24 protein-coding genes and 1 riboswitch are annotated in these 23586 nt (G+C 72.6%); of the genes, 13 read left to right on the forward strand and 11 right to left on the reverse strand.

What is annotated here, in order from left to right; genetic code table 11:
- Positions 1 to 104 precede the first annotated feature (104 nt).
- The 3 genes from ELX43_RS11835 to ELX43_RS11845 form a co-directional block, all read right to left on the reverse strand.
- On the reverse strand, positions 105 to 998 hold the full coding sequence (locus ELX43_RS11835; RefSeq protein WP_241248926.1) for an HAD family hydrolase: 894 nt from the start codon (positions 996 to 998) through the stop codon (positions 105 to 107).
- A 22-nt stretch (positions 999 to 1020) separates the two neighbouring features.
- Positions 1021 to 1896 carry a glycosyltransferase family 2 protein gene (locus tag ELX43_RS11840; RefSeq protein ID WP_127783603.1) on the reverse strand — a complete coding sequence of 292 codons (876 nt, stop codon included), beginning with the start codon at positions 1894 to 1896 and terminating at the stop codon, positions 1021 to 1023.
- A gap of 114 nt (positions 1897 to 2010) precedes the next feature.
- Positions 2011 to 2232: a hypothetical protein gene (locus ELX43_RS11845; protein ID WP_127783604.1), complete on the reverse strand. Its 222-nt coding sequence runs from the start codon at positions 2230 to 2232 to the stop codon at positions 2011 to 2013.
- On the opposite strand from ELX43_RS11845, the gene ELX43_RS11850 reads away from it, so the two are divergent.
- From ELX43_RS11850 to ELX43_RS11865, 4 genes are all read left to right on the forward strand, one after another.
- The gene (locus ELX43_RS11850) at positions 2231 to 3154 is read left to right on the forward strand and encodes an NAD(P)/FAD-dependent oxidoreductase (RefSeq protein ID WP_127783605.1); all 924 of its coding nucleotides are present in this window, start codon (positions 2231 to 2233) and stop codon (positions 3152 to 3154) included. The two genes, ELX43_RS11845 and ELX43_RS11850, sit on opposite strands and share 2 nt — an antisense overlap.
- A gap of 114 nt (positions 3155 to 3268) precedes the next feature.
- On the forward strand, positions 3269 to 4195 hold the full coding sequence (gene thpD, locus ELX43_RS11855) for an ectoine hydroxylase (RefSeq protein WP_241248927.1): 927 nt from the start codon (positions 3269 to 3271) through the stop codon (positions 4193 to 4195).
- Positions 4196 to 4385: 190 nt separating this feature from the next.
- Complete coding sequence (locus ELX43_RS11860) at positions 4386 to 5165, forward strand: GAF and ANTAR domain-containing protein (protein ID WP_127783606.1); 780 nt, start codon at positions 4386 to 4388, stop codon at positions 5163 to 5165.
- Between the two features lie 78 nt (positions 5166 to 5243).
- A riboswitch (SAM riboswitch) is annotated at positions 5244 to 5355 on the forward strand.
- 60 nt (positions 5356 to 5415) lie between these two features.
- A complete protein-coding gene (locus ELX43_RS11865; protein ID WP_164860646.1) occupies positions 5416 to 5925 on the forward strand; it encodes a cysteine dioxygenase family protein in 510 nt (169 codons plus the stop codon).
- Positions 5926 to 6310: 385 nt separating this feature from the next.
- Here the strand turns inward: ELX43_RS11865 and ELX43_RS11870 are convergent, their stop codons facing one another.
- Positions 6311 to 7213: a matrixin family metalloprotease gene (locus ELX43_RS11870; protein WP_127783608.1), complete on the reverse strand. Its 903-nt coding sequence runs from the start codon at positions 7211 to 7213 to the stop codon at positions 6311 to 6313.
- Between the two features lie 147 nt (positions 7214 to 7360).
- Between ELX43_RS11870 and ELX43_RS11875 the strand changes: the two genes are divergently transcribed.
- Positions 7361 to 7948, forward strand: coding sequence for an isochorismatase family protein (locus ELX43_RS11875; protein WP_127783609.1), 588 nt, complete (start codon positions 7361 to 7363; stop codon positions 7946 to 7948).
- A 19-nt stretch (positions 7949 to 7967) separates the two neighbouring features.
- On the opposite strand, the gene ELX43_RS11880 is transcribed toward ELX43_RS11875, so the two are convergent.
- The 5 genes from ELX43_RS11880 to ELX43_RS11900 are packed head-to-tail and all read right to left on the reverse strand — an operon-like array spanning position 7968 to position 12266.
- Positions 7968 to 8786: an ABC transporter permease gene (locus tag ELX43_RS11880; RefSeq protein ID WP_127783610.1), complete on the reverse strand. Its 819-nt coding sequence runs from the start codon at positions 8784 to 8786 to the stop codon at positions 7968 to 7970.
- Positions 8783 to 9958 carry an ABC transporter substrate-binding protein gene (locus ELX43_RS11885; protein ID WP_127783611.1) on the reverse strand — a complete coding sequence of 392 codons (1176 nt, stop codon included), beginning with the start codon at positions 9956 to 9958 and terminating at the stop codon, positions 8783 to 8785. Before ELX43_RS11885 ends, ELX43_RS11880 begins: the two co-directional genes overlap by 4 nt.
- On the reverse strand, positions 9955 to 10704 hold the full coding sequence (locus ELX43_RS11890) for an ATP-binding cassette domain-containing protein (protein ID WP_127783612.1): 750 nt from the start codon (positions 10702 to 10704) through the stop codon (positions 9955 to 9957). Before ELX43_RS11890 ends, ELX43_RS11885 begins: the two co-directional genes overlap by 4 nt.
- On the reverse strand, positions 10680 to 11744 hold the full coding sequence (locus ELX43_RS11895) for an acyl-CoA dehydrogenase family protein (protein WP_127783613.1): 1065 nt from the start codon (positions 11742 to 11744) through the stop codon (positions 10680 to 10682). The genes ELX43_RS11890 and ELX43_RS11895 overlap by 25 nt, the downstream gene beginning before the upstream one ends.
- A gap of 6 nt (positions 11745 to 11750) precedes the next feature.
- The gene (locus ELX43_RS11900; protein WP_127783614.1) at positions 11751 to 12266 is read right to left on the reverse strand and encodes a DUF4242 domain-containing protein; all 516 of its coding nucleotides are present in this window, start codon (positions 12264 to 12266) and stop codon (positions 11751 to 11753) included.
- A gap of 407 nt (positions 12267 to 12673) precedes the next feature.
- Here ELX43_RS11900 and ELX43_RS11905 point away from each other — a divergent pair, with 407 nt between their 5' ends.
- The 7 genes from ELX43_RS11905 to ELX43_RS11935 all read left to right on the forward strand — a co-directional run bounded on the left by ELX43_RS11905 (position 12674) and on the right by ELX43_RS11935 (position 21247).
- Positions 12674 to 13219: a TetR/AcrR family transcriptional regulator gene (locus ELX43_RS11905; RefSeq protein WP_241249910.1), complete on the forward strand. Its 546-nt coding sequence runs from the start codon at positions 12674 to 12676 to the stop codon at positions 13217 to 13219.
- Between the two features lie 246 nt (positions 13220 to 13465).
- Positions 13466 to 13564: a K(+)-transporting ATPase subunit F gene (gene kdpF, locus ELX43_RS11910; RefSeq protein WP_127783616.1), complete on the forward strand. Its 99-nt coding sequence runs from the start codon at positions 13466 to 13468 to the stop codon at positions 13562 to 13564.
- Positions 13564 to 15249: a potassium-transporting ATPase subunit KdpA gene (gene kdpA / locus ELX43_RS11915; protein WP_127783617.1), complete on the forward strand. Its 1686-nt coding sequence runs from the start codon at positions 13564 to 13566 to the stop codon at positions 15247 to 15249. The genes kdpF and kdpA overlap by 1 nt, the downstream gene beginning before the upstream one ends.
- The gene (gene kdpB, locus ELX43_RS11920) at positions 15246 to 17354 is read left to right on the forward strand and encodes a potassium-transporting ATPase subunit KdpB (protein WP_127783618.1); all 2109 of its coding nucleotides are present in this window, start codon (positions 15246 to 15248) and stop codon (positions 17352 to 17354) included. The genes kdpA and kdpB overlap by 4 nt, the downstream gene beginning before the upstream one ends.
- A 5-nt stretch (positions 17355 to 17359) precedes the next feature.
- Complete coding sequence (locus tag ELX43_RS11925) at positions 17360 to 17998, forward strand: potassium-transporting ATPase subunit C (RefSeq protein WP_127783619.1); 639 nt, start codon at positions 17360 to 17362, stop codon at positions 17996 to 17998.
- Positions 17999 to 18053: 55 nt separating this feature from the next.
- Positions 18054 to 20570, forward strand: a complete 2517-nt coding sequence (locus tag ELX43_RS11930; protein WP_241248928.1) for a sensor histidine kinase KdpD — start codon at positions 18054 to 18056, stop codon at positions 20568 to 20570.
- On the forward strand, positions 20567 to 21247 hold the full coding sequence (locus tag ELX43_RS11935; RefSeq protein WP_127783620.1) for a response regulator: 681 nt from the start codon (positions 20567 to 20569) through the stop codon (positions 21245 to 21247). The genes ELX43_RS11930 and ELX43_RS11935 overlap by 4 nt, the downstream gene beginning before the upstream one ends.
- Before the next feature lie 82 nt (positions 21248 to 21329).
- On the opposite strand, the gene ELX43_RS11940 is transcribed toward ELX43_RS11935, so the two are convergent.
- Positions 21330 to 22037: a PaaI family thioesterase gene (locus ELX43_RS11940; RefSeq protein WP_127783621.1), complete on the reverse strand. Its 708-nt coding sequence runs from the start codon at positions 22035 to 22037 to the stop codon at positions 21330 to 21332.
- A gap of 358 nt (positions 22038 to 22395) precedes the next feature.
- Here ELX43_RS11940 and ELX43_RS11945 point away from each other — a divergent pair, with 358 nt between their 5' ends.
- Positions 22396 to 23085 carry an ANTAR domain-containing protein gene (locus ELX43_RS11945; RefSeq protein ID WP_127783622.1) on the forward strand — a complete coding sequence of 230 codons (690 nt, stop codon included), beginning with the start codon at positions 22396 to 22398 and terminating at the stop codon, positions 23083 to 23085.
- A 52-nt stretch (positions 23086 to 23137) separates the two neighbouring features.
- Here the strand turns inward: ELX43_RS11945 and ELX43_RS11950 are convergent, their stop codons facing one another.
- Positions 23138 to 23557 (reverse strand): hypothetical protein, encoded by a 420-nt coding sequence (locus ELX43_RS11950; protein ID WP_127783623.1) that lies wholly within the window; start codon positions 23555 to 23557, stop codon positions 23138 to 23140.
- Positions 23558 to 23586: the final 29 nt, after the last annotated feature.

A 23586-nucleotide genomic window follows, 5' to 3' on the forward strand; every position in this document is an offset into this window, starting at 1 on the left:
AGGTACCAGCCGTGCCGACCCCCCGCGACTCGACCGCAGGGGGTCGACCGCAGGGGACTCGACCGCAGGGCGGGCCGTCCGGCAGCTCCACCCACCCACCGGGGTCACGGTGCGGCGGTCTCGCCCACCATCGCTGCCAGGCCGTCGCCGGGTCCGACGACGCTCACCGGTTCCGGTTCCCACCACCGCCGCAGCACCCGAGCCACCCCGTCCTCGGTGTTGGCGTCGGTGACCACGTCAGCCACGGCCCGGACCGAGGCGTGGGCGTTGCCCATGGCCACGCCGCAGCCCGCCCACCGCAGCATCGACACGTCGTTGGGCATGTCGCCGAAGGCGAGCACCCGCTGGGCCTGCACCCCGTGGTAGCGGGCCACCATCGCCAGCCCGGCTGCCTTGCTCACCCCGGCCGGCAGGATCTCCACCAGGCCGTCGCCGGTGGAGCAGGTCAGTCCCACGCTCTCCGGCAGCCGCGGGGCCAGCACGTCGGCCACGTCCTGGCTGCTCAGGCCGCACTGGCGCACCAGCAGCTTCACCGCCGGCTCGGCGCAGAGCTCGGCCAGGGAGACCTCGAGGTTGTCCGCGCTGGGCCAGTGGTGGGCACGGCGCGGAACCCACACCTCGTCGCGGGTCGACGGCTCGGGGTGCCCCAGGCGGTCGACGGCGAGGCCGCACCCCGGCAGCGCGGCCAGGGCCACCTCCGCCACCTCGGCCAGCACCGGCTGCTCCAGGCAGCGCTTCCACAGCACCCGCAGCGTCGCGGTGTCGAAGAGCACCGCGCCGTTGGCGCAGACGGCGAGCGGGGCGATGCCGAGCTGGTCGGTCACCGGCAGCACCCACTGCGGGGGACGTCCCGTGACCGGCACGAAGGGGACCTGCGAGGTCACCAGCGCACGCACCCCCGCGATGGTCGCCGGGCTGACCAGCCCGTCAGCGCCCAGCAGCGTCCCGTCCAGGTCGCTGGCCACCAGGTGCGGCAGCGGTGCGGCAGGTGGGTTCACCGGAGTCGCAGCAGCCCCCGGATCAGATGGTGACATCGGCACCCAGACCACGGAACTGGTTCTCCTTGAACTCGCGAAAGCCGGGGATGCGCTCGCACGCGCGGTGCCAGTTGGGGTTGGTCTTCTTGTCCCGCTTGTAGCCGTAGGTGCCCACCCCGGCGTCTGCCGGCTCCTGGTGGAACACCCGCAGGTTCGGTGAGTACTCGGGCACGCAACCGGCAACGGTGATCATCCGGTGGGCGAAGTCGGCGTCCTCGTAGCCCCAGACCCCGTCGAACTCCTCGTCGTGACCGCCGATCTCCCGGGCCTTGGCCACGGGGTACAACAGGTTGCCCGCGTGCATGAACGCCCAGGGCTGCGGCACCTCCGGCAGCGCCACCATGTCCGGCATCCTTCGATCCTGCGGCAGCCCGTAGTTGGACACGCTGCCCACGGTCGGCAGCAGGTCCAGCACGCTCACGTCCCGCATGATGTGGGCGGGGCTGAGCGCGGCACAGGAGACGAAGACCCGCTCACCCGTGCAAATCCTGCTCTGCCCGCCCCGGGCGACGTACTGCAGCGCCGCGACCAGGTACCCCTCCTGCAGCACGCAGTCGGAGTCCAGGGACAGCACCCACTGGGCTCGGGTGAGCCGGAGGGCCAGGTTGCGCGCCCGGCAGAGCGCGAACGGGTGCGGCAGCTGGGGCTGCTGCACCAGGGTCAGCTGCATCCGGCTGGAGAACTGCCGGTGGAGCCGCTCGAGGGAGTCGACGTCGGAGTTGTTGTCGACCAAGATCACCTCGACGCGGTCCAGGGCAGGGCCCTGCCCGGCGATGCCGGCCAACGTCCTGGCGAGCAGGTCGGCGTCGTTGTGGCAGGGGATGGTGATGGCGATCAGCGGTGCTTCTGTTGCGGCCATGGCGCTCCACAGGAGAGAGGGAGGGTGCCGCCGGGGTGCACTCACCCGACGTGGGGTGTGCCGATGGCTACAGCTTCCCCATGACCAACGCTACGGTGGCGCCCCGGAACCCGCTCAACGAGAAGACGTCTCGGCGAACTCGTAGTCGATGTCGGTGAAGGAGTCGACCGCGAGGACGTAGCAGAACCGCAGCACGGACTCGCCTCGCTCGCCGTGGTTCCAGGGTGGGACGGCTGGGCCCGCGCTGCTCGGCGCAGTGGCCTTCGTCGCAGCACCGCGCTGCTGCGCCCCGCCAGCGCGCCGATGCCGCTCGGGCAGTGCATCCTTGGGCGCCATGACCCCCCCACAGCAGAAGACCGGTGAGGAGACCCACTACGAGGCCGTGGTGGTGGGAGGCGGCTTCGCCGGGCTCACTGCCGCACTGTGGCTGGGCCGGTTCCACCGACGGACGCTGGTCCTCTCGGCCGGACCGTCCCGCAACGCGCCGGCGCAGGTCGCGCACGGCTACCCCGGCTTCGACGGTGCCAACCCCGGGGAGCTGCTGGACAAGCTCGAGGCGGAGGTGGACCAGTACCCCAGCGTCACCCGACGCACCGCGTGGGTGGACACCGCCGCCCAGGACGGCGACCAGTTCTGCATCACCGCCGGTGAGCTGGCGGTCACAGCTGACCGAGTGGTTCTGGCCACCGGCATCCGCGACGTGCAGCCGGACCTGCCCGGCTTCGCCGACTACGAGGGCAGGAGCATCTGGCACTGCCCCGCCTGCGACGGCTACGAGTACACCGGCAAGCCGATCGTGGTGGTGGGCAACGGGGAGCACGTCGCCGGGTACGCCCAGGAGCTCATGCCCTACGCCGACCCGCTCACCATCGTCACCCTCGGCTCCACCCTGGCCGGCTCCGCCGAGGACCTCGCCGCGCTGGCGCCCCGCGGCATCGAGGTGCACGAGCAGGCGATCCACCGCCTGCACGGGGCCGACGGGCAGCTGGAGGCAGTGGAGCTGGCCGACGGCACCGTGCTGGAGGCGGCGGCGGTGTTCTACTCCCTGGGCCACGAGCCGCTCTCCGAGCTGGCCAAGCAGCTGGGCTGCGAGGTGGGCGCGGAGGGGCTCGTCGTAGACCGGCGGCAGGAGACCACCACCACGGGCGTCTACGCCGCCGGCGACCTGGCGCCGCTGGAGGAGCTGGTGGTGGTGGCCGCCGCGATGGGTGCGGTCGCCGCCAACAACCTGCACCAGAGCCTCGGCCCGGGCAGCTGAGCCAGCGCCCACCCCAGCCGCGCTCACCTCGACTTGCGGCAGTGGGGCAGACGGGCACGATCGGGCCATGCCCGCACCGCGGACGCGGTGGCTCGTGCGCCGAAGGAGGATGCCGTGACCGATCGCCTCTCCCCGCCGTCGACAGCCGTCACCGCTGGCTCGGAACCCGTGCTCGACCGCTACCCCACCCGCACCGCGGCGCGCCCGGAGCTGCTGGTCCGGACCGATCCCGCGGTGTGGGGCGGGCTCTCCGCACCCGGCCCGTTCTCCGCCGACGAGCTGGCTGACTACGACCGCACCGGCTTCAGCGCGGTCCCGGCGCTGCTCGGCCCGCAGGAGGTGGCCGACCTCGCGGCCGAGCTCGTCCGGTTCGCGGCCGACCCCGCCGTGCGGGAGGACCGCCGCACCGTCATCGAGAAGTCCTCCCAGGAGGTGCGCTCGGTGTTCGAGGTGCACCGGACGAGCCAGGCGGTGGCGGCGCTGGTCGCCGACGAGCGCGTGATCGGCCGGGCGCGCCAGGTGCTGGGCTCCGACGTGTACGTCCACCAGAGCCGGATCAACTACAAGCCCGGCTTCGGCGGTGGTGGCTTCTACTGGCACTCCGACTTCGAGACCTGGCACGCCGAGGACGGCATGCCCGCCCCGCGAGCCGCGAGCATCTCCATCGCGCTGACGGAGAACTTCCCGCACAACGGCTGCCTGATGATCATCCCGGGATCGCACCGAACGTTCGTGCCGTGCGTGGGCGAGACACCCGAGGAGCACTTCACCACCTCGCTGCGCGAGCAGGGCCGCCAGGTCGGCACCCCCGACGACGCCAGCCTCGCCACCCTCACCGCGGCCGGCGGCATCAGCCTGCTCACCGGCGCTGCGGGCTCGGCCACGATGTTCGACTCCAACTGCATGCACGGCTCGGCGAACAACATCACCCCGTACCCGCGGTCCAACCTGTTCGTCGTGTTCAACAGCGTGCAGAACCGCCTGGTGGAGCCGTTCGCCGCGCCGGCACCACGGCCGGAGCACATCGCCGCGCGGGGGTGAGGCGGTTCCCAGCGGCACCCTCGTCGACCAGCACGTGCACCATCGCTTAAAGTTTCACCTGTCTGGCCCCGTGCGGGCCCGGCGCGGTCCAGCCGTCGGGCCACCCTTGTCGCTGAGGGTGTTCCGTGGCCGCGCGCCCGCTGCATCCTCGTGGATGGCCGCCTGTACGGCCGCAAACGGGAGCACAACCATGAGTGACACACCCAGCGCCGCTGGGCGTCCAGCACCGAGCGCGAGCCAGGCTGGCGCTGCGGAGGCACCCAGCCCGGGCCCCGCGCGCGAGCTCATCTCCGCGATCCACGAGCTCACCCGGATCGTGGTGGGCGAGAAGCCGCTCGACGAGGTGTTCGCCCAGGTGGTCCAGCTGGCCCGGCGGGAGATTCCCGGCGCCGACGAGGTGTCGGTGACCATGGTCGACGGATCGGGCGCCACCACACCGGCCGCGACGGGCGAGCTCGCGTGCACGCTGGACGAGCAGCAGTACTCCACGGGGCAGGGCCCGTGCCTGCAGGCGGCCACCACCGGAGAGACGCTGCACATCCCGGACATGCAGGCAGAGCAGCGGTGGCCTGAGTACACCCCCTTCGCCGCGCGCAACGGCGGGCTGAGCTCGCTGTCGGTACCGCTGCCCGTGCAGGACACCACGGTGGGCGCGCTGAACATCTACGCCCGCGTGGTCGACGCCTTCGACGAGCACAGCCGCGAGCTGGCCGAGCACTTCGCCGGCTACGCCGCGGTGACCGTGCGCAACGCCAGCCTCTACACGGCCACCACGAACCTGGCCGAGCAGATGCAGGCGGCCATGGAGTCCCGCGCGGTGATCGAGCAGGCCAAGGGCATCATCATGGGCGAGCGCCGGTGCAGCCCCGACGAGGCCTTCCGGCTGCTGTCCAAGGTCTCCCAGGATGCCAACCGCAAGCTCCGCGACGTGGCGACCGCGTTCGTCGCCCAGGCCTACCAGTCGTCCTAGCCCGCCTGGACCTCTGCGCTGCGGGCCCGGCGGAAACCGCTTGACAAAGTTGACCGGTCCAGTCGACTATTGGTGGCAGGTCATGAGTGCCAGCGTCAAGCCCCGGCTCGCTGGCCGGCAACCCTCCTCCGCGGTGGGGTGCCCCGGGTGAGGACCAGGCTCCGGCGAGGTGTCGGAGCAAGCGCGGACCCCCGAGTGACGCACGCTCTCTCTCGGGATCTCTGGGGTCCCTGAGCGGAACGAGAACGCCGTGACCACCACCCTGCTGTCCCGCCCCGCCGCTGCGGCGGCGACCGAGACCCCCACCACGCTGCGCCTGGCCACCCTGGTGCGGGGCATCGCCGCCCAGCCACACCGGTGGCGCGACCAGGTGCGCTTCTCCACCCGGGAGCGCTGCTGGTCCCGGCTGGAGTCACCGGCCGGGGTGGACGTCTGGCTGCTCACCTGGACCAGGACGCAGAGCACCGACCTGCACAGCCACGGGCTGGCCAGCGCCGCGCTGACCGTGGTGCAGGGCACCATCACCGAGGTTCGCCCGGACGGCCGCGGTGGGCTGCACGCCGACCGGCTGGGGGTGGGCGGGCTGCGCACCGTCACCACCGGCGTGATCCACGACGTGCGCAACGAGCGGGACGAGCCGGCGGTGAGCATCCACGCCTACTCCCCCCGGCTCACCGAGATGACGTTCTACCGGCTGGAGGACGGGCTGCCCGTCGCCGACCGCACGGTGCTCACCGACGAGCCGGAGGTTGACGCCTGAGACCTGCCGGTGGGTCGCACCCCGGGGTGCAACCGGTCACATCCCGGCGATCAATGGCCGCTGCACCGCCCTGAACAGGGCATTCTTGAGCTCATACCCCGCTCGGGGTGGTGAGGAGGACCGGCGATGAGCACCTCGTCAGGACGCGGCGGTCCCTGGATGAGCGCGACGATGCGGTACTGCAGCGGCTGGCGCACCTCGGCCTCGGCCGGGTTGCAGCGCCGGGCCAGCACCCCGCGCCGCGTGCGCCGCACCGTCAAAGCCCTCCGCGCCGTGGATGGGCCGTCTGCAAGTACCACCAAGCGCGCCGCAGACCGTCGCTAACCGCTACCAGGTGCTGCTGCTCAGCCCCCGCCAGCAGCAACACCCGGTCAGCAGCACCCGGTCAGCGGAAGAAGCTGAGGAACAGCGCCACCAGCCAGCTCCAGAAGTCCAGCCACGGGTTCGACGGCGCGGGGGCCACCACCGGCGGCGCCGGCTCGCCCGCGCACGGCGCGCCGTCCAGTCCGCCCGCGGCCCGGCCCACCCGCTCCAGGCCCTTGCGGTCGCCCGCGGCGAACCCTGGGGTGGCGGCACCGCTCACGGTCGGGTTCATCACCTGGCCCGGCGTGTTGGTGTGGTCCAGACCGATGGCGTGGCCCAGCTCGTGCAGCACCAGCCGGCCCCGGGTGGACGACGCGGCCGGCCCGAACCCGGGCGCCAGCTGCGGGTACGTGCGGCTGTCGAGCACCACGAACCCGGACACCACCTGCCACGGGGTCGCCTGCGCGGCACCCGGCGGGGTGTACGACCAGGTGGTGACGCCGCCGACGCCCGCGGCGCCGCCCATGCCGTTGAGCAGGCTGGACGTGCCCGGACCCGTCCCCGGCGCGGCCCAGGCGATCACCAGCGGCGTCCTGGGGTTGGCCGGCGTGCCGTCGAAGCCGTGGCCGCGCTGCGGAACCACGTCGGTGGTGCCGGTGTACACCAGGTTCAGCCCGGACTCCCGGCGCACGATGTCCACGGCCGCCGCCGCGTCAGCCTCGGCCGTGGGACCGCCGTTGCGCGGGTTGACCTGGTACGGGATCGGCTCGCAGGGGTTCCAGCGGATCACCGTCCCGTCCGGGTTGTGGTGCAGCGCGTAGCCGTCGTAGCTGACCGAGGCGGCCCCGGTGGTGGTAACCGGCGCCGGGTCCGGCGCCACGGGCGCGGGTGCCGACGAGGCCACCGCGGCACCGGAGGCCATCAGCAGCGCCGTGGTGGCACCGGCCAGCGCGAGCCCGCGGAGGCGAGGAACGGTCAGCGTCATGTGGGGTCTCCGTAGCTGTCTCGGCCGCCCTGCTCCGGGCGCACCGCCACCTCCCCCATCGGCCACCGAGCGACGGTGCTGAGCCGACACCGCGGCCCGGGCGACCTAGGGTGGGCGGCACTGGCCCTGAGCACGAGGAGACGACCAATGAGCACCGTCCGGGCCTGCCTCGTCGTGGACGCTCAGCCGACGTTCTGCGAGGGCGGGGAGCTGGCGGTGGACGGCGGCAACGACGTCTGCGTCCGCAGCGCGCAGTTCCTCGCCGAGCACGGCGACCGCTACCACCTGGTGGTGTCCAGCCAGGACTACCACGTCGATCCCGGCCACCACTTCTCCAGCGAGCCCGACTTCGTCGACACCTGGCCCCCGCACGGCCTGGCCGGCACCGCCAACGCCGAGCTGCACCCCGCGCTGGCCGACACCGCCATCGACGTGCGGGTCCGCAAGGGTGCGCACGAGGCGGCGTACTCCCTCTTCGACGGCGCCGACCCGGACGGACGACCAGCGCTGCAGGTGCTGCGCGCGGCCGGCGTCACCGACCTGGACGTGCTGGGCATCGCCGAGAGCCACTGTGTGCGGGCCACCGTGCTCGACGCGCTGCGCCACGGCTTCGGCGTCCGGCTGCTGCGCGACCTGACGGTGCCGGTGACCGCCGAGCTGGGGGCGGCCGCGCGCACCGAGATGCACGCTGCCGGGGCCGCGCTCACCACCAGCGCCGCGGCGTTCGCCAGCTGACGGCAGCACCGGCCCAGGGTCAGGCTCCGGTGAGCACTCCCTGCTGCGCGGCGGCTGTGGTGGTGGTGCTGCGGCGGCTGGTGTCCAGCAGCCGCCGGGCCGCCCAGTCGAGCACGAAGCCGAGCACGCCGATCACCACGATCACGGCCATCACCTGGTCGTAGGCGAGCTGGTCGCGGGCGTTGAGGATCTGGTAGCCCAGCCCGGAGCGCACCCCCAGCATCTCCGCCGGCACCAGCACGATCCAGGCGATGCCCAGGCCCACCCGCAGCCCGGTGCGCACGTGGTCGCGGATCGCCGGCAGCACCACGGCGGTGAGCTGCTCCCACCGAGTGGCGCCCAGCGAGCGGGCCACCAGCAGGTGCCCGGGGTCCACGGCGCGCACGCCTGCGGCGGTGTTGATGACGATCGGCCACACCGCAGCGGCGGCGATGAGGAAGAACACCGGTTGGTGGCCGATGCCGAACAGGGCCACCGCGATGGGCGCCCAGGACAGCGGCGAGATCATCCGCAGGAACTGCACCACGGGCATCGAGGCGCGCTCGAAGCGGACGTTGAGCCCGATCAGCAGGCCCAGCGGGATGCCGATCACCGTGGCGACGAGCAGGCCGACGAGCAGCCGCCACACGCTGACCCCGACGTCGGGCAGCAGCACCCCGCGGTCGAACAGCTCCACCAGCGCCGGAACGACGTGCTGCGGGGCGAACTCGCGCACCAGCGACGTGCTGCCGGCGACCACCGTGGTGAGCAGCCACCACACGGCCACGGCCACGGCGATCGCGGCCGCGGGCGGCCAGCACGCGCTCCACCTCGGACGGGCAGGCTGCTTGGTGCTCACGTGGGATCCACTTCCTCGGTACGGGTGAGGGTCTCGGGCAGGCCGAACGCGGCGGGACCGCCGTGCCGGGTGATGCTCTGCCGCACGAAGCGGTCGTCCACCAGCTCGCCGTGCACCGCCGCGGCGTCCACCCGGTCGAGGAAGCCGGTGTCGCCGTCCACCACGGTGTCGTGCATGGCCTCCACCAGCGCCTGCGTGAAGCTGGGGAAGGGGAAGGGCTGGAAACCGAGCCGCTGCGGCTGCCAGCCGGGGTGGCGCAGGTCGTACTTGTCGGCCGGATAGGTCAGCGCCTTGGTGATCGCCGGCAGCGGCTGCGGCAGGTACTTGCCCGCGGAGAGCTCCCCGGCGGTGGCCTGGCGCCCGCCGTCGATGCGCAGCTGGGCGGCGAGCACGGAGTCGGTGAGCGTCTGCACCCCGGCGGGGGCACGGTCGATGAGGTCGGCGTGCACCAGCAGCGCGCAGCAGGCGTGGTCGCGCCAGACGTCGCCGACGAAGCGGTGGATGCGCCCGATCTTCCTGGCCTCGGCCGCGGCGTTGAACGGGTCGGCCACGGTGAAGGCCGCGATGGAGCCGGCGGCCAGCGCGGGCACCATGTCCGACGGGCTCATCACGATCAGCTCGACGGTGCCGGCGGAGCGGGACGCGGACTGGCGGATCACCGGACGCAGGCCGTTGGCCCGGAAGAGCTGCTGGATGGCGATGTTGTGGATGGACCACCAGAACGGGATAGCCACCTGCTCCCCCGCCAGCTGGCCCAGCTCGGTGACGTGCGGCGCCACCGTCAGCGCGGAGCCGTTGGTGTGGTTCCAGCCGAGGATGCGTGCGCTGGAGCCCACCGAGTAGCGCAGCTGCACGGCCATCGGCATCAGCAGGTGCACCACGTCCACCTGCCGGCTGACGAACGCCTCCGCCAGCGACGCCCAGCTGCGGAACAGCACCGGCTTCGCCTGGCTCACCACCGCCGGGTCGTAGAGCCCGGCGTCGTGGGCGATGAGCAGCGGGGAGGCGTCGGTGATGGGCAGGTAGCCGATGCGCAGCTGACCGGTGGTGTTGCTGCGGTCGGTGGCCGCGGCGCGGGCCAGGTCGGCCACCCCGGCCAGCCCACCCGCGACGGCCAGCCCGGTCGCCCCGCGCAGGAGGGTGCGCCGGTTCAGCCCACCACCAGCACTCACCGGGCCTCCACGGGCACACCGGTGGCGTCGCGGTAGCGGGCCATGATCTCCACCCGCAGCCGCTGCGGGTCGGTGCTGGTCGACCACTCCTGCTCGAACACCCCGGAGGCGCCGAGCAGCGCGATGCGGTCGCCCACCACCACGGCCTCGTCGATGTCGTGGGTGACCAGCACGGTGGTCAGGCCCAGCTCGGTGGTCATCGTCCGCAGCCACTGCTGCAGGTCGGCGCGGATCGCCGGGTCCAGCGCGCTGAACGGCTCGTCCAGCAGCAGCACCTGGGGCCGGATCGCCACCGCACGGATCACCGCCACCCGCTGGGCCTGCCCGCCGGAGAGCTGGTCGGGGTAGGAACCGGCCAGCGCGGCCAGGCCGAAGTGCTCGAGCAGCTCCTCGGCGTGCGCGGGGTCGAAGCGGTCCCGGTTGCGGCCGAAGCGCCCACCCAGCGCGATGTTCTCCCGCACAGTCAGCCACGGCATCAGCAGCGGCTGCTGGAACACCACGCCGGTGTGCGGGCGGGGCTCGCCCCGGCCCGGGGTGTGCGGCTGCTCCCACTGCAGCGAGCCGCTGTCCAGCTGGTCCAGCCCGGCCAGGATCCGCAGCAGCGTGGACTTGCCGCTGCCGCTGACGCCGAGCACCACCAGGGTCTCCCCCGCCTCGACTGAGAGGTCGACCCCGCGCAGGACGGCGTCACCCCGCCCGGCGTAGCTCTTGTGGCCGTTGACTAGTCGGACTGCGCTAGTTCCCACCGCAGCTGTCCTTCCGAGGGTGACTGGATGGGGAGGAACGCCGCCTCGCGGAAGCGACGGTTGGTGGCGCTGCCGGTGGCGTAGCCGGCCCCACCCCGCAGGGTGGACTCCAGCCGGGTGGCGGTCACCGCGGCACCGGCGGCGTCCAGGCGCAGCTGCACCAGCTCGCGCCCGGTCATGGGGGGCGGGCCGTCGGGGGTGGTCTGCGCCGCCCACCGGTACAGCCGCTCGCGCACCGACGCGTGCTCGGCGGCCACCTGCCGGTGCTCCGCCTCCAGCAGCTTGCCCAGCTTGGTGAGCAGCGGCTCGGACTCTGCCAGCGCGGCCCCGGTGACGCCGCTGCAGAAGGCCGTCTGCAGCAGCAGGAAGGTGGGCCGCAACCGGGCGACGAACCCGACCAGGTCGGTGCTCACCACCTGTGCGGCGGGCACGTGCACCCGCTCCAGGGTCAGCGAGGTGGAGGCCGTGGCCCCCAGCGCCAGCAGCTGCGGGGCTGGGTGCACGGTGACGCCCGGGTCGTCGGTGCGCACCAGCGCGACGAAGGTGCGCCCGTCCTCGGTGCGGGTGGGCAGCACCACCAGGGCCGAGCGGAACACGTTGGACGCCCAGCGGATCGGACCGGAGACCTCGAGCCCGTCGGCCACCTCGGTGGCGATCAGCGGAGTCTCGCCCAGGCCGGCCGCGTGCTTGAGCCCGGCCGCCATGGCGGTGACACCCACCTCGGTGCCGTTCTCCAGCGCGGGCCGGAACGCGGCGCGCACCGGCTCGGGCGCCCGGTTGACGCACTCCAGCGTCACCCGGTGCGCCCACACCGAGAACCCGGCAGCGAGGCTCTCCGCCGCGACGTCCTCGATGACGGCGACCATCCGGTCCAGGCTCGTCCCGTCCAGGCCCAGCCGGAACAGGCCCCGCTCGCCGAGGGCGGCGATGTCGGCCCGAACGTCGGTCTCACCCCGGTCGAGCGCGTCGGCGCGGTCGCGCACCAGGGCGCACACCTCGCGCCGCCGCTGCTCCTCGGTGGGTGCGATGGCCGCAGTCATGGCTACCTATCCCTCGAGGGCGTGGATGCGGTCGACCGGGGTGCTGACGGCCTCGCGGGCGCGGAACACCGCAGCCTCGTCGGGGGCGTCGTAGAAGCACAGGCACTTGCCCATGTCCTCGCGGACGTAGGTGCGCAGGAAGGCGACCTCGGGCACGTTGGCGTACTTGGGCGCGTTGGCCTTCTTGCGCGCCAGGTAGGAGTCCATGTCCAGCTCCGCGGGCAGGTCCCACTCCACCAGGTAGCCGGCCTCCGGACGGGCGGCCTTGATCTGCGCCAGCTCGGCGCCCACCAGCCGCACCTCGCTGGGGCCCTCGACGCTGGCGACCCCCAGCGCGTCGGCGGCCAGCTCCGGGGCGCGGCAGGACTCGAACTCGGTGATCGCGAAGACGCGCTCACCACCGGCGGTCACCTGGGTCTCGATCAGCTCGCCACCGGCCTCGGCCGTGCGGGCGTCGACGTCCTTGATGACCTGGGCGGCCTGGCCGGCGGTGGTCACGAGCTCGTAGAGGTACAGCGACATGGGGGTCACCTTTCGAGAGACGGGTAGCGCGCAGCGCGCGTCAGGATGAAAGCGCGCGTCAGGATGAAAAAGTGCGATTCGGACGACGGTGTCCGGAGAACCGGCAACGGTGGCCGGCAAGACCGAGGAGGGCGCAGCGCTGGTTCAGCGGGTGCGCGGGCGGTCAGCGAGTGCGACGACAGGCAGCGTTCGCCACACGCACGAGGTCCACGTGCAGGCGGCGGATCAGGAAGCTGCGGGTCACGTGCAGAACACTAGCAATAGACAGATCGTTCTGTCTAGAAATCCCCCCACGGGACGCGCTGGGGCAGTAACCTGGTGTCGTGCCTGCGCCTCACACCCTCCCCGCCCGCGCGGGCCGGCGACCCGGAAGCACCAAGGCTGGCAAGGCATCCCCCGCCGATCGCCTGCTGGACGCCGCGACCGCGCTGTTCGCGGCCGAGGGAATCCGCGCGGTGGGCATCGACCGGATCCTCAGCGGCGCGGGGGTGGCCAAGGCCAGCCTGTACTCCGCGTTCGGCTCCAAGGACGCGCTGGTGCTGGCCTACCTGCGCCGGCTGGACGAGCGCGACCGCACCCGCTGGACCGAGGCCGTCGCCACCGTCGAGGACCCGCTGGCCAAGGTGCTCACCTTCTTCGACCTGGCCATCGCCTCCGCTCCGGCGCGCAACTACCGCGGCTGCCAGTACGTCAACGCGGCCACCGAGTTCCCCGACGAGGAGCTCGAACCGGTGCAGGCGCACCGGACGTGGTTCCGCCACACCGTCAGCGCCCTGCTGCGCGAGGCCGGTCTGGCCCACCCCGACGACGCAGCGCAGCGCATCCAGCTGATCTACGACGGTGCGCTGGCCGGCTCCAAGGTGGAGCACTCCGAGGAGCCGCTGCGCCTGGGCCGGCAGATGGCCGAGCTGGTCATCGCGGCGGGCTCCGCCGCCACGGACCGGGACCAATAGCGCCGGGCATCAAGAACTCGTCAAGACGACGGGTGCCCGCGTAAGGAGCTCGTCAGGACCGGCTTCCGCACTCCCCCACCGGCTCACGCTGTCTTCCGGCGGAAGGTTTCCGCGCTGGAAGGGGTGTGTTCTGATGGCCGACCTGGCCTACCTGTCACTGGTCCTGGGTGGACTGCTCTGTTGCGTGCTGGTGCTTCGTGCCCTGCGCGACTCGGAGAGCCCCAGCTCCACGACCAAGGCTTCCCGGTGACGGGCGCGGGCGCGCTGAGCGTGGCGCTGATCGTCCTCGCGCTCCTCCTCGTCGTCTACCTGTTGGTGGCCCTGCTCGACCCGGAGCGGTTCTGATGAGCCCCGCCCTGGCCGCCACCCTCCAGCTCGGTGCGGTGCTCGCGGTGCTCGCCGCGGTCTACGTGCCCCTGGGCGACTACATGGCCCGAGTGTTCACCAGCACCAGCGACCTGCGGGTGGAGCGCGGCGTCTACCGGCTCTGCCGCATCAACCCGTCCGCCGAGCAGACCTGGGTCGGCTACGCGCTGAGCATGCTCGGCTTCACCACCGCCAGCGTGCTGCTGCTCTACCTGCTGCAGCGCGTGCAAGGGGTGCTGCCGCTCAACGGCGGCCTGTCCGGGGTCAGCCCGTCGGTCGCCTTCAACACCTCGATCTCCTTCGTGGCCAACACCAACTGGCAGTCCTACGTGCCCGAGACCACGATGAGCCACCTCACCCAGGCCGCCGGCCTGGCGGTGCAGAACTTCCTCTCCGCCGCAGTCGGGCTCTCCGTGGCAGTAGCCCTCATCCGCGGTTTCGTCCGGGTCACCGGACGGGGCGAGATCGGCAGCTTCTGGGTGGACCTCACCCGGGGCGCCCTGCGGATCCTGCTGCCGCTGTCCTTCCTGGTCGCACTGGTGCTGCTCAGCCAGGGCGTGATCCAGTCCTTCCACACCGGCTTCGCCTCCACCGGCCTGGACGGCGCGCAGTCCACCAACGCCCTGGCCCCGGTGGCCTCGCAGGAGGCCATCAAGGAGCTGGGCACCAACGGCGGCGGCATCCTCGCGGCCAACTCCGCGCACCCGTTCGAGAACGCCACCCCGCTGAGCAACGCCGTCGAGATCCTCGCGATCCTGCTCATTCCGGTGTGCCTCACCCGGACCTTCGGCACCATGGTCGGCAGCCGCCGCCAGGGCCTGTCGCTGCTCGCCGTGATGGCGCTGCTCTGGGGCGCGATGCTCGCGGTCACCTCCTGGGCCGAGCAGCACCAGCACGGCGTCGCCGCCCAGGCCGCCGGCGCCATGATGGAGGGCAAGGAGGTGCGCTTCGGCATCCCCGGCTCGGTGTTGTTCGGCGTCAGCACCACCGGAACCTCCACCGGCGCAGTGAACGCCGCCCACGACAGCTTCTCCGCCGCGGGTGGCGGGGCCCTCCTGCTGAACATGCTGCTGGGCGAGATCGCTCCCGGCGGGGTGGGCACCGGGCTGTACGGGCTCCTCGTGCTCGCCATCATCGCGGTGTTCGTCGGTGGTCTGCTGGTCGGTCGCACCCCGGAGTACCTGGGCAAGAAGATCCGCCGTCGCGAGATCACCATGGCGGCCCTGTCAGTGCTGGTCATGCCGGCCCTGGTGCTCATCGGCACGGCCATCACCGTGGTGCTGTCCTCCACCACCGGGTTCCTCGGCAACAGCGGCGATCCCGGCTCGCCCGGCGCCATCCACGGCTTCACCGAGGTGCTCTACGCGTTCGCCTCGGCGTCGAACAACAACGGCAGCGCCTTCGGCGGGCTCACCGTCACCAGTGACTGGTTCCAGTCCTCGCTCGGCATCGCCATGCTGCTCGGCCGACTGCTGCCCATCATCTTCGTGCTCGCCCTGGCGGGCTCCCTCGCCCGACAGCCGAGGACTCCCACCAGCTCGGGCACGCTGCCGACCGGCGGGCTGGTGTTCACCGGCCTGCTCACGGGCACCGTCGTGCTCGTCGCGGCCCTCACCTTCTTCCCGGCGCTGGCGCTGGGACCCATCTCGGAGGCCCTGTCATGACCGCTCCCACGCTCGACGAGCCCGTGCTCCCGAAGGAACGCACCTCCACCACCGCTGCCGCACCGGTGCGGAGTGGGACGTTCAGCCCCCGGCAGCTGCTCACGTCACTTCCCGACGCGGTGCGCAAGCTCGACCCTCGCCACCAGGCGCGCAACCCCGTCATGTTCGTCGTGCTGGTCGGCTCGGTGGTCACCACCGCCATGGCGATCGGCAGTCCCAGCCTGTTCGCCTGGCTGACCGCGCTGTGGCTGTGGTTCACGGTGCTGTTCGCCAACCTCGCCGAGTCGGTGGCCGAGGGACGGGGCAAGGCACAGGCAGCCAGCCTGCGCCAGCTGCGCACCAGCACCACCGCCCACCGCCTCACCTCCTCTGGTGAGGTGGAGGACGTCGCCGGGTCCGACCTGCGCAAGGGCGACCGGGTGGTGGTCGAGGCGGGACAGGTGATTCCCGGCGACGGCGACGTGGTGGAGGGCATCGCCACCGTCGACGAGTCCGCCATCACCGGAGAGTCCGCGCCGGTGATCCGGGAGTCCGGCGGCGACCGGTGCGCGGTGACCGGTGGGACGACGGTGCTGTCCGACCGCATCGTCGTCACCATCACGGCCGAGCCCGGCGAGACCTTCGTGGACCGGATGATCTCCCTGGTCGAGGGCGCGGCACGCCAGAAGACGCCCAACGAGGTGGCGCTGAACATCCTGCTGGCCTCCCTCACCATCATCTTCCTGCTCGCGGTGGTGGCGGTCGGACCGATGGCGGCCTACGCCGGCCAGGCGCAGGACCCGGTCAAGCTGATCGCGCTGCTGGTGTGCCTCATCCCCACCACCATCGGGGCACTGCTCTCGGCCATCGGCATCGCCGGCATGGACCGTCTGGTGCAGCGCAACGTGCTGGCCATGTCCGGCCGCGCGGTGGAGGCCGCCGGCGACATCGACACCCTGCTGATGGACAAGACCGGCACCATCACCTTCGGCAACCGGCGTGCCACCGAGCTCTGCCCGGCACCGGGAGTGACGGCTGAGGAGCTCGCGGCGGGGGCCCGGCTGTCCAGCCTGGCCGACGAGACCCCGGAGGGGCGCAGCGTCGTCGAGCTGTGCGCCGCGGACTTCGGGCTGGCCGCCGAGCCGGACGCTGCCGAGCGGGCCGCGGAGCTGGTCCCGTTCACTGCGCAGACCCGGATGAGCGGGGTGAACCTGACCGACGACGGCGGTGACCGCCAGATCCGCAAGGGTGCCAGCGACTCGGTGGCCGGCTGGGTCACCGCTGAGGGCGGCCGGGTGGAACAACCCGTGCTGGACCAGGTGAACGCCATCGCCAACGACGGCGCCACCCCGCTGCTGGTCGCCGAGGCCAGTGGCGGCACCGCCCGGGTGCTGGGCGCGATCCGACTGTCCGACGTGGTCAAGCCGGGGATCGCCGAGCGGTTCGCCGAGCTGCGGTCCATGGGCATCCGCACGGTGATGATCACCGGTGACAACCCCCTCACCGCCAAGGCCATCGCCGCCGAGGCAGGGGTGGACGACTTCATGGCCGAGGCCACCCCGGAGGACAAGCTCGCGCTGATCCGCCGCGAGCAGGAGGGTGGCCGGCTGGTCGCGATGACCGGCGACGGCACCAACGACGCACCGGCGCTGGCCCAGGCCGACGTCGGGGTGGCGATGAACACCGGCACGTCGGCAGCCAAGGAGGCCGGCAACATGGTCGACCTCGACTCCGACCCCACCAAGCTCATCGAGGTGGTGGCCATCGGCAAGCAGCTGCTGATCACCCGCGGGGCACTGACGACCTTCTCCCTGGCCAACGACCTGGCCAAGTACTTCGCCATCCTGCCCGCGCTGTTCGTGGGCATCTACCCGCAGCTCGACCGGCTGAACGTGATGCACCTGCACTCGCCGAACACCGCCATCCTCTCGGCGGTGATCTTCAACGCGCTGATCATCATCGGGCTCGTCCCGCTGGCGCTGAAGGGCGTGCAGTACCGGCCCGCCTCAGCCTCGCGGTTGCTGGGCCGCAACCTGCTCCGCTTCGGACTGGGCGGCGTCATTCTTCCGTTCGTGGCCATCTGGCTGATCGACCTCGTTGTTCGCATGATTCCCGGGATTGGGTGAGATCGATGAGAACTGCCATGAGCTACCTGCGCCAGGTGTGGGCCGGCGCCAGCGTGCTGCTGGTGCTGACCGTCATCCTCGGCGTCGCCTACCCCGCCGGGGTCTGGGCCGTCAGCCGCCTCGACTCAGCGAGCGCCGAGGGGTCGCCGCTGCGGGACTCCGCCGGGTGCGTGGTGGGCAGCAGCCTGCTCGGGGTGGACCCGCAGGTGCCCGCCGGTGAGCCCGACCCGTACTTCCACACCCGGGTGGTCGGCTCCGTCAGCGCCGAGGACGCGATGGCCCCGGGCAGCCCCGCCGCCGGGCTGCCCACCAACCAGGGACCGTCCAGCCAGGCGCTGGCCGGGTTCGTCGAGCAGCGGCGCGCGCTCGTCGCCGCCCGGGAGTCCGTGCCGCCGGAGACGGTGCCCGCAGATGCGCTCACCGGCTCAGGGTCCGGGCTCGACCCGCAGATCAGCCCGGCCTACGCCGAGCTGCAGGTGGCGCGGGTGGCGCGGGAGAACGGCATGTCCCCGGAGACGGTGCGCGGGCTGGTCGCCGAGCACACCGCCGGGCGGCAGCTGGGCTTCCTCGGCGAGGAGGGCGTGCACGTCCCGGCGCTGAACGTGGCGCTCGGGCTGACCGCGCCCGGCTGCACCACCCGGTGAGCGGCGCAGCCGGGTGCCCAGCAACCTTTTTCGCCGTCACAGGGATGATGTGCCGGTGAGCGCTGAGCACCCGGCTGCCGGGTCCGCACGGGGGACGCTGCGCATCTACCTCGGCGCGGCCCCCGGCGCGGGCAAGACCTACGCGATGCTGGACGAGGCCCACCGGCGGGCCCAGCGCGGCACCGACGTGGTGGTGGCGGTGGTGGACACCCACGGCCGGGTGCACACCGCCGAGCAGCTCGCCGGCCTGGAGGTGGTGCCGCTGCGCCTGGTCAGCCACCGCGGCGTCACCCTGGAGGAGCTGGACGTGGCGGCGGTGCTCGCCCGGCGGCCCCGCCTGGCGCTGGTGGACGAGCTGGCGCACACCAACGCCCCGGGCAGCGTCAACCCCAAGCGCTGGCAGGACGTGGAGCAGCTGCTGGCCGCGGGCATCGACGTGCTGTCCACGCTCAACGTGCAGCACCTGGAAAGCCTGAACGACGTGGTGCAGCAGATCACCGGCGTGGTGCAGCGGGAGACGGTGCCGGACGTGTTCGTCCGTGCCGCCACCCAGGTGGAGCTGGTGGACATCACGCCGGAAGCACTGCGTCGCAGGCTCTCCCACGGGAACGTGTACCCACCGGAGCGGGTGGACGCCGCGCTGAGCAGCTACTTCCGCCCGGGCAACCTCACGGCGCTGCGCGAGCTGGCGCTGCTGTGGCTGGCCGACCAGGTGGACGCCGCCCTCGCCCGGTACCGCACCGACCACCACATCACCGCCACCTGGGAGGCCAGGGAGCGGGTGGTGGTGGCGGTGACCGGCGACGCGGAGTCGGAGACCCTGGTGCGCCGGGCCAGCCGCATCGCCTCGCGCTCCGCCGCCCAGCTGGTGGTGGCCCACGTGGTGCGCGGGGACGGCCTGGCCGGCGACGCGACGCTGACCATGACCAACGTGCGCCGCCTGGCCGCCGATCTCGGGGCCACGGTGCACACCGTGGTCGGCGACGACGTGCCGGCCACCCTGCTCGAGCTGGCCGCGTCGGTCAACGCCACCCAGCTGGTCATCGGCGCCTCCCGCCGCTCGCGCTGGGCCCGCATCCTGGACGAGGGCATCGGGGCGGCAGTGGTCCGCGGCGCCGGCACCATCGACGTCCACCTGGTCACCCACGAGCACTCCCGTCACCGCCCGCGCGTAGCGGTGACGGCCGGCTGGCCCCGCCGGGTGCTCAGCTGGCTGGTGGCCGTGGCGCTGCCGCCGCTGGCCACCGTGGCCATGCTCGGGGTGCAGGAGCGCCTGGGCGTCGGCGGGGCCAGCGCGCTGTTCTTCGTGGTGGTGCTGGCGGTGTCGCTGCTCGGCGGGGTGGCCCCGGCGGCGCTGTCCGCGCTGGTCTCCGGACTGCTGCTGAACTACTACTTCACCGCCCCCACCCACAGCTTCACCATCTCCGAGCCCGCCAACCTCCTCGTCATCCTGGTGCTGCTGACGGTGGCCGTGGCCGTGGCGGCCCTGGTGGACACTGCCGCTGCCCGCACCCGGCAGGCCCGCCGGGCCGTGCAGGAGGCCGAGCTGCTCGCGTCCTTCGCCGCCTCGGTGCTGCGCGGCGCGGACCTCCCCGCACTGCTGGAGCGGGTGCGCGAGACCTTCGGGCAGCACGGCGTGAGCATCCTCGACGCCGACGACGAGCCCCAGTGCGCGGTGGGCGACTGCCCGCCGCTGCGCCGCGCCGACGCCGACAGCGTGGTGGAGGTGGATCAGCACGCCCTGGTGCTGGCCGGGCCGGCCGTGGCCGGGCACGACCGGCGGGTGCTCACCGCGGTGGCCAACCAGGCGGCGGCGCTGCTGCGCCAGGAGCGGCTGTCGGCGGAGGCGGACACGGCCCGGGGCCTCGCCGCCGCCGACCAGCTGCGCCGGTCGCTGCTGTCGGCAGTCAGCCACGACCTGCGCACGCCGCTGGCGGCGATCAAGGCAGCGGCCTCCAGCCTGCGCAGCGACGACGTGGACTTCTCCCCCGAAGACACCGCCGAGCTGCTGGCGACCGTGGAGGAGTCCACCGACCAGCTCACCGACCTCGTCGGCAACCTGCTGGACTCCTCGCGGCTGGCCGCCGGGGCGCTGCACCCGCAGCTGCGCACCGTCTACCTGGAGGAGGCCGTGCACCGGGCGCTGCTCGGCCTGCGCAAGGGGGCGCTCGGCCGGGGCTGCGCCGGGCCCGAACAGGTGGTGGTGGAGGTGGGACCGGTGACGGTGCTGGCCGACCAGGGCCTGCTCGAGCGGGTGCTGGCCAACCTGGTGGACAACGCGCTGCGGCACGCGGCTGGCTCGGTGGTGCGGGTGCAGGCCGCCGAGGTGGGCGAGCGCACCGTCATCACGGTGGCCGACTCCGGCCCGGGGGTGCCGCGCGGCAGCGAGGACTCGGTGTTCGAGGCGTTCCAGCGGCTCGGCGACCACGACAACACCACCGGGGTGGGGCTGGGCCTGGCCGTGGTCCGCGGGTTCGTGGAGGCCATGGGCGGGACGGTGACCGCGGGTGAGACCCCTGGCGGCGGCCTCACCATGGTGGTCGACCTCGCCCGTGCCGAGGTGGCGGCATGACCACGGTGCTGGTGATCGACGACGAGCCGCAGATCCTGCGGGCGCTGCGGATCAACCTCAGCGTCCGCGGCTACGAGGTGGTCACCGCGGCCACCGGCGCCGCGGCGCTGCGGGCAGCCGCCGAGCGCCGCCCTGACGTGGTGATCCTGGACCTGGGTCTGCCCGACCTGGACGGCACCGAGGTGCTGGCCGGGTTGCGCGGCTGGACCAGCGTCCCGGTGATCGTGCTCTCCGCCCGCACTGACTCCGCCGACAAGGTCGAGGCCCTGGACGCCGGCGCCGACGACTACCTGACCAAGCCCTTCGGCATGGACGAGCTGCTGGCCCGGCTGCGGGCGGCGCTGCGGCGCTCCACCGCCACCGCCGTCAGCTCTGACCCGGTGGTGGTGACGGCGTCGTTCACCGTGGACCTGGCCACCAAGACCGTCACCCGGGACGGGGAGAAGGTGCGCCTGACCCCCACCGAGTGGGCCATCCTGGAGCTGCTGGCCCGCAGCCCCGGCAAGCTCGTCGGCCAGCGCGAGCTGCTGCTGGACGTGTGGGGCCCGGCCTACGCCACCGAGACCCACTACCTGCGGGTGTACCTGGCCCAGCTGCGCCGCAAGCTCGAGCCCGACCCGGCGCACCCGCGGCACCTGCTCACCGAGGCCGGGATGGGCTACCGCTTCGTGGTCTGAGCGCCGAGGATGGCCGTCCATCACCAGTGGGAGCCTCGCCTGGGCGGTCTGCGGCGGCGGCTGAGCGAGCACCGCCGGCGGACTAGCTGGCCGGGCTCTCCTGGTCTGCCTTCTCCTGGGCTGCCTTCTCCTCGGCTGCCTTCTCCTCAGCTGCGGCCGCCAGCGCGGCCCGTGCCCAGCGCGGCAGGATGAAGACGCCCTCGGCCTCCACGCACACACCGCCCTCGTCGGAGATGGTGCCGCGCACGAAGCACTTGATGCCCTCGACGCGGTCGATCTCGCCCGCCGCGTGCAGCGGCTCGTTCAGCGGGGTGGGCCGGCGGTAGCGGACGGTCAGGGTGCCGGTCATGCCCGGTGACCCGCCGGCCTCGGCGGCAGCCCCCAGGATGTTGTCCAGGATCAGCGCCGAGACGCCGCCGTGGGTGAGCCCGGCCGGACCCTCGTAGGCCGCGCCCAGGGTGAAGTCGGCCCACACCCGACCGTCGGGGCCCTCGTGGATGTCCACTGGTGGGGCAATGGCGTTGCGAATGCCCCGCACGGCGTTGCCCCACTCCCGCTTGCGTCCGCTGGGCGACCAGCGCACGCCGAAGGAGCCCGGCATCTGCTTCTCCTGCAGCCGCGCGGTGAGCTCCCGGATCTCGTCGGTGGCCTTGAGCACCACGTCCTCGTCGGTCTCGGTGCGCAGCGCGGCGTCGATCAGCTCTCGCACGCTCTGCGCCAGCCCGCCGTAGAGCGCGGCCTGGCGGTCGATCTCGGCGTCGCTGACGTCGTCCTGGATGTAGCCAGACATGCGGTGGGAGTCCCTTCGAGCGAGCGTGGTGGTGAGTCGAGCTGTGGCCTGCGCCACCGGACACCCCCTGACATGGCAAGAGCCCCCGGGAGATCCCGGAGGGCTCGGTCAGGCGGCAGTCGCTGCAACCAGGTAACGGCGGTCACAGACCTGCTCAGCGTTGGTTGCCGCAGGTCAGTGGCCGACGGCAAAACGGTACTCGGGCGCCAGCCTCCGCTGGTTCACCGGGTTCTGGCTCCGCAGGTCAGTGGCCCACCCCGACGAGCGCGGGTGATCAGCGGCACCTCGCCTCGCACTGCGGGGCCGCGGGAGCCGTCCTACTGTCACCTCCAGTCACAACAGAGCTAAAGGGGTGTCTGTGTCCGAGCTGACCGAGCCTGGTGCCGCGAGCCAGCTGTGCACGCTGTGCCTTCGCGACGTCCCGGTGGACGGCGCCGCGGTGGTGATGCTGGCCGGTCAGAACACTCGCCGCCTGCTGCACGCCACCGACGAGACCGCCTACGTGCTCGACGAGCTGCAGTTCACCCTCGGCGAGGGACCGTGCCTGACCGCGTTCACGCTGCCCAAGCCGTTGTTCGAGAACGACATGGTCGGTGCCGCGGCGATGGCACGCTGGCCTGGATACGCGCGGGAGGCGGCGATTGCCGGCGCAGGCGCCGCCTTCGCGTTCGCCCTGCGGATCGACGGCACGGCGTTCGGGGTGCTCGAGCTCTACCGCCGTGCACCGGGACCGCTGAGCGAGGAGTCGGTGGCCACCGCGCAGCAGCACGCGGACTCCCTTGCCGGGCCCGTGCTCGACGAGGGCCTGGCCGGACTCGGCACGGTCCTCTCGCCCACCTTCCCGGACAGCAACCCGGAGCGCATGCACCTGGCGCAGATGACCGACCGCAACGACGTCCACCAGGCCGCCGGCATGCTGGCAGTGCGCCAGGGGCTCTCCGTGCCCGATGCCCTGGCCGTGCTGCGCAGCACCGCGTACGCGGAGAACCGGTGGGTGGTCGAGGTGGCCCAGGAAATGTTGCGCGACAACGGCAACAAGATCGTCTGAGCCTCCCGGGGCCGGCGCGCAACGGCACCCGGCACGGGGTGGGGCGCTGGTGCTACCGGGGGCGGTCCCGCCAGGCCGCGGTGGACCACAGCGCCCAGGCGACCAGCAGCGGCTGGAAGAACAGCCGCACCAGGCGCTTGCGGTCGGTGTCCAGGCCGAAGGCGTCGGCGTGGTCGAGGTACTGGGCGATGTTGCCCGGGAACACGGCGACGAAGAAGGCGGCGACCAGCAGGCCCACCCCGATGCGCCCGCGGCCGAACGCGATGAGCGCCCCGCCGAGCCCGATCTCCACCAGCCCGCTCAGCAGCACCACCGGGTCCTCCCCGAGGGGCACCCAGCCGGGCACCTGGGCCTGGAAGTCCTCGCGGGCGAAGGTCAGGTGGCTCACGCCGGCGAAGGCCAGCACCGCACCGAGCGCGATCCGGGCAGCCGACCGGGGGCGGGAGGCGGGCGGGGCGCTCAGCACGGTCATCGACTCACCCTAGCCACGGATGCGCCACG

The organism is Rhodococcus sp. X156, from assembly GCF_004006015.1.
Classification (GTDB): Bacteria; Actinomycetota; Actinomycetes; order Mycobacteriales; family Mycobacteriaceae; genus X156.

Excerpts from the sequence above, each read along its gene's own strand:
- ELX43_RS11840 (WP_127783603.1), bottom strand. The coding sequence starts at position 1,896 with ATGGCCGCAACAGAAGCACCGCTGATCGCCATCACCATCCCCTGCCAC.
- ELX43_RS11850 (WP_127783605.1), top strand. The coding sequence starts at position 2,231 with ATGACCCCCCCACAGCAGAAGACCGGTGAGGAGACCCACTACGAGGCC.
- ELX43_RS11845 (WP_127783604.1), bottom strand. The coding sequence starts at position 2,232 with ATGGCGCCCAAGGATGCACTGCCCGAGCGGCATCGGCGCGCTGGCGGG.
- ELX43_RS11860 (WP_127783606.1), top strand. The coding sequence starts at position 4,386 with ATGAGTGACACACCCAGCGCCGCTGGGCGTCCAGCACCGAGCGCGAGC.
- ELX43_RS11870 (WP_127783608.1), bottom strand. The coding sequence starts at position 7,213 with ATGACGCTGACCGTTCCTCGCCTCCGCGGGCTCGCGCTGGCCGGTGCC.
- ELX43_RS11875 (WP_127783609.1), top strand. The coding sequence starts at position 7,361 with ATGAGCACCGTCCGGGCCTGCCTCGTCGTGGACGCTCAGCCGACGTTC.
- ELX43_RS11895 (WP_127783613.1), bottom strand. The coding sequence starts at position 11,744 with ATGACTGCGGCCATCGCACCCACCGAGGAGCAGCGGCGGCGCGAGGTG.
- ELX43_RS11900 (WP_127783614.1), bottom strand. The coding sequence starts at position 12,266 with ATGTCGCTGTACCTCTACGAGCTCGTGACCACCGCCGGCCAGGCCGCC.
- kdpA (WP_127783617.1), top strand. The coding sequence starts at position 13,564 with ATGAGCCCCGCCCTGGCCGCCACCCTCCAGCTCGGTGCGGTGCTCGCG.
- kdpB (WP_127783618.1), top strand. The coding sequence starts at position 15,246 with ATGACCGCTCCCACGCTCGACGAGCCCGTGCTCCCGAAGGAACGCACC.
- ELX43_RS11925 (WP_127783619.1), top strand. The coding sequence starts at position 17,360 with ATGAGAACTGCCATGAGCTACCTGCGCCAGGTGTGGGCCGGCGCCAGC.
- ELX43_RS11935 (WP_127783620.1), top strand. The coding sequence starts at position 20,567 with ATGACCACGGTGCTGGTGATCGACGACGAGCCGCAGATCCTGCGGGCG.
- ELX43_RS11940 (WP_127783621.1), bottom strand. The coding sequence starts at position 22,037 with ATGTCTGGCTACATCCAGGACGACGTCAGCGACGCCGAGATCGACCGC.
- ELX43_RS11950 (WP_127783623.1), bottom strand. The coding sequence starts at position 23,557 with ATGACCGTGCTGAGCGCCCCGCCCGCCTCCCGCCCCCGGTCGGCTGCC.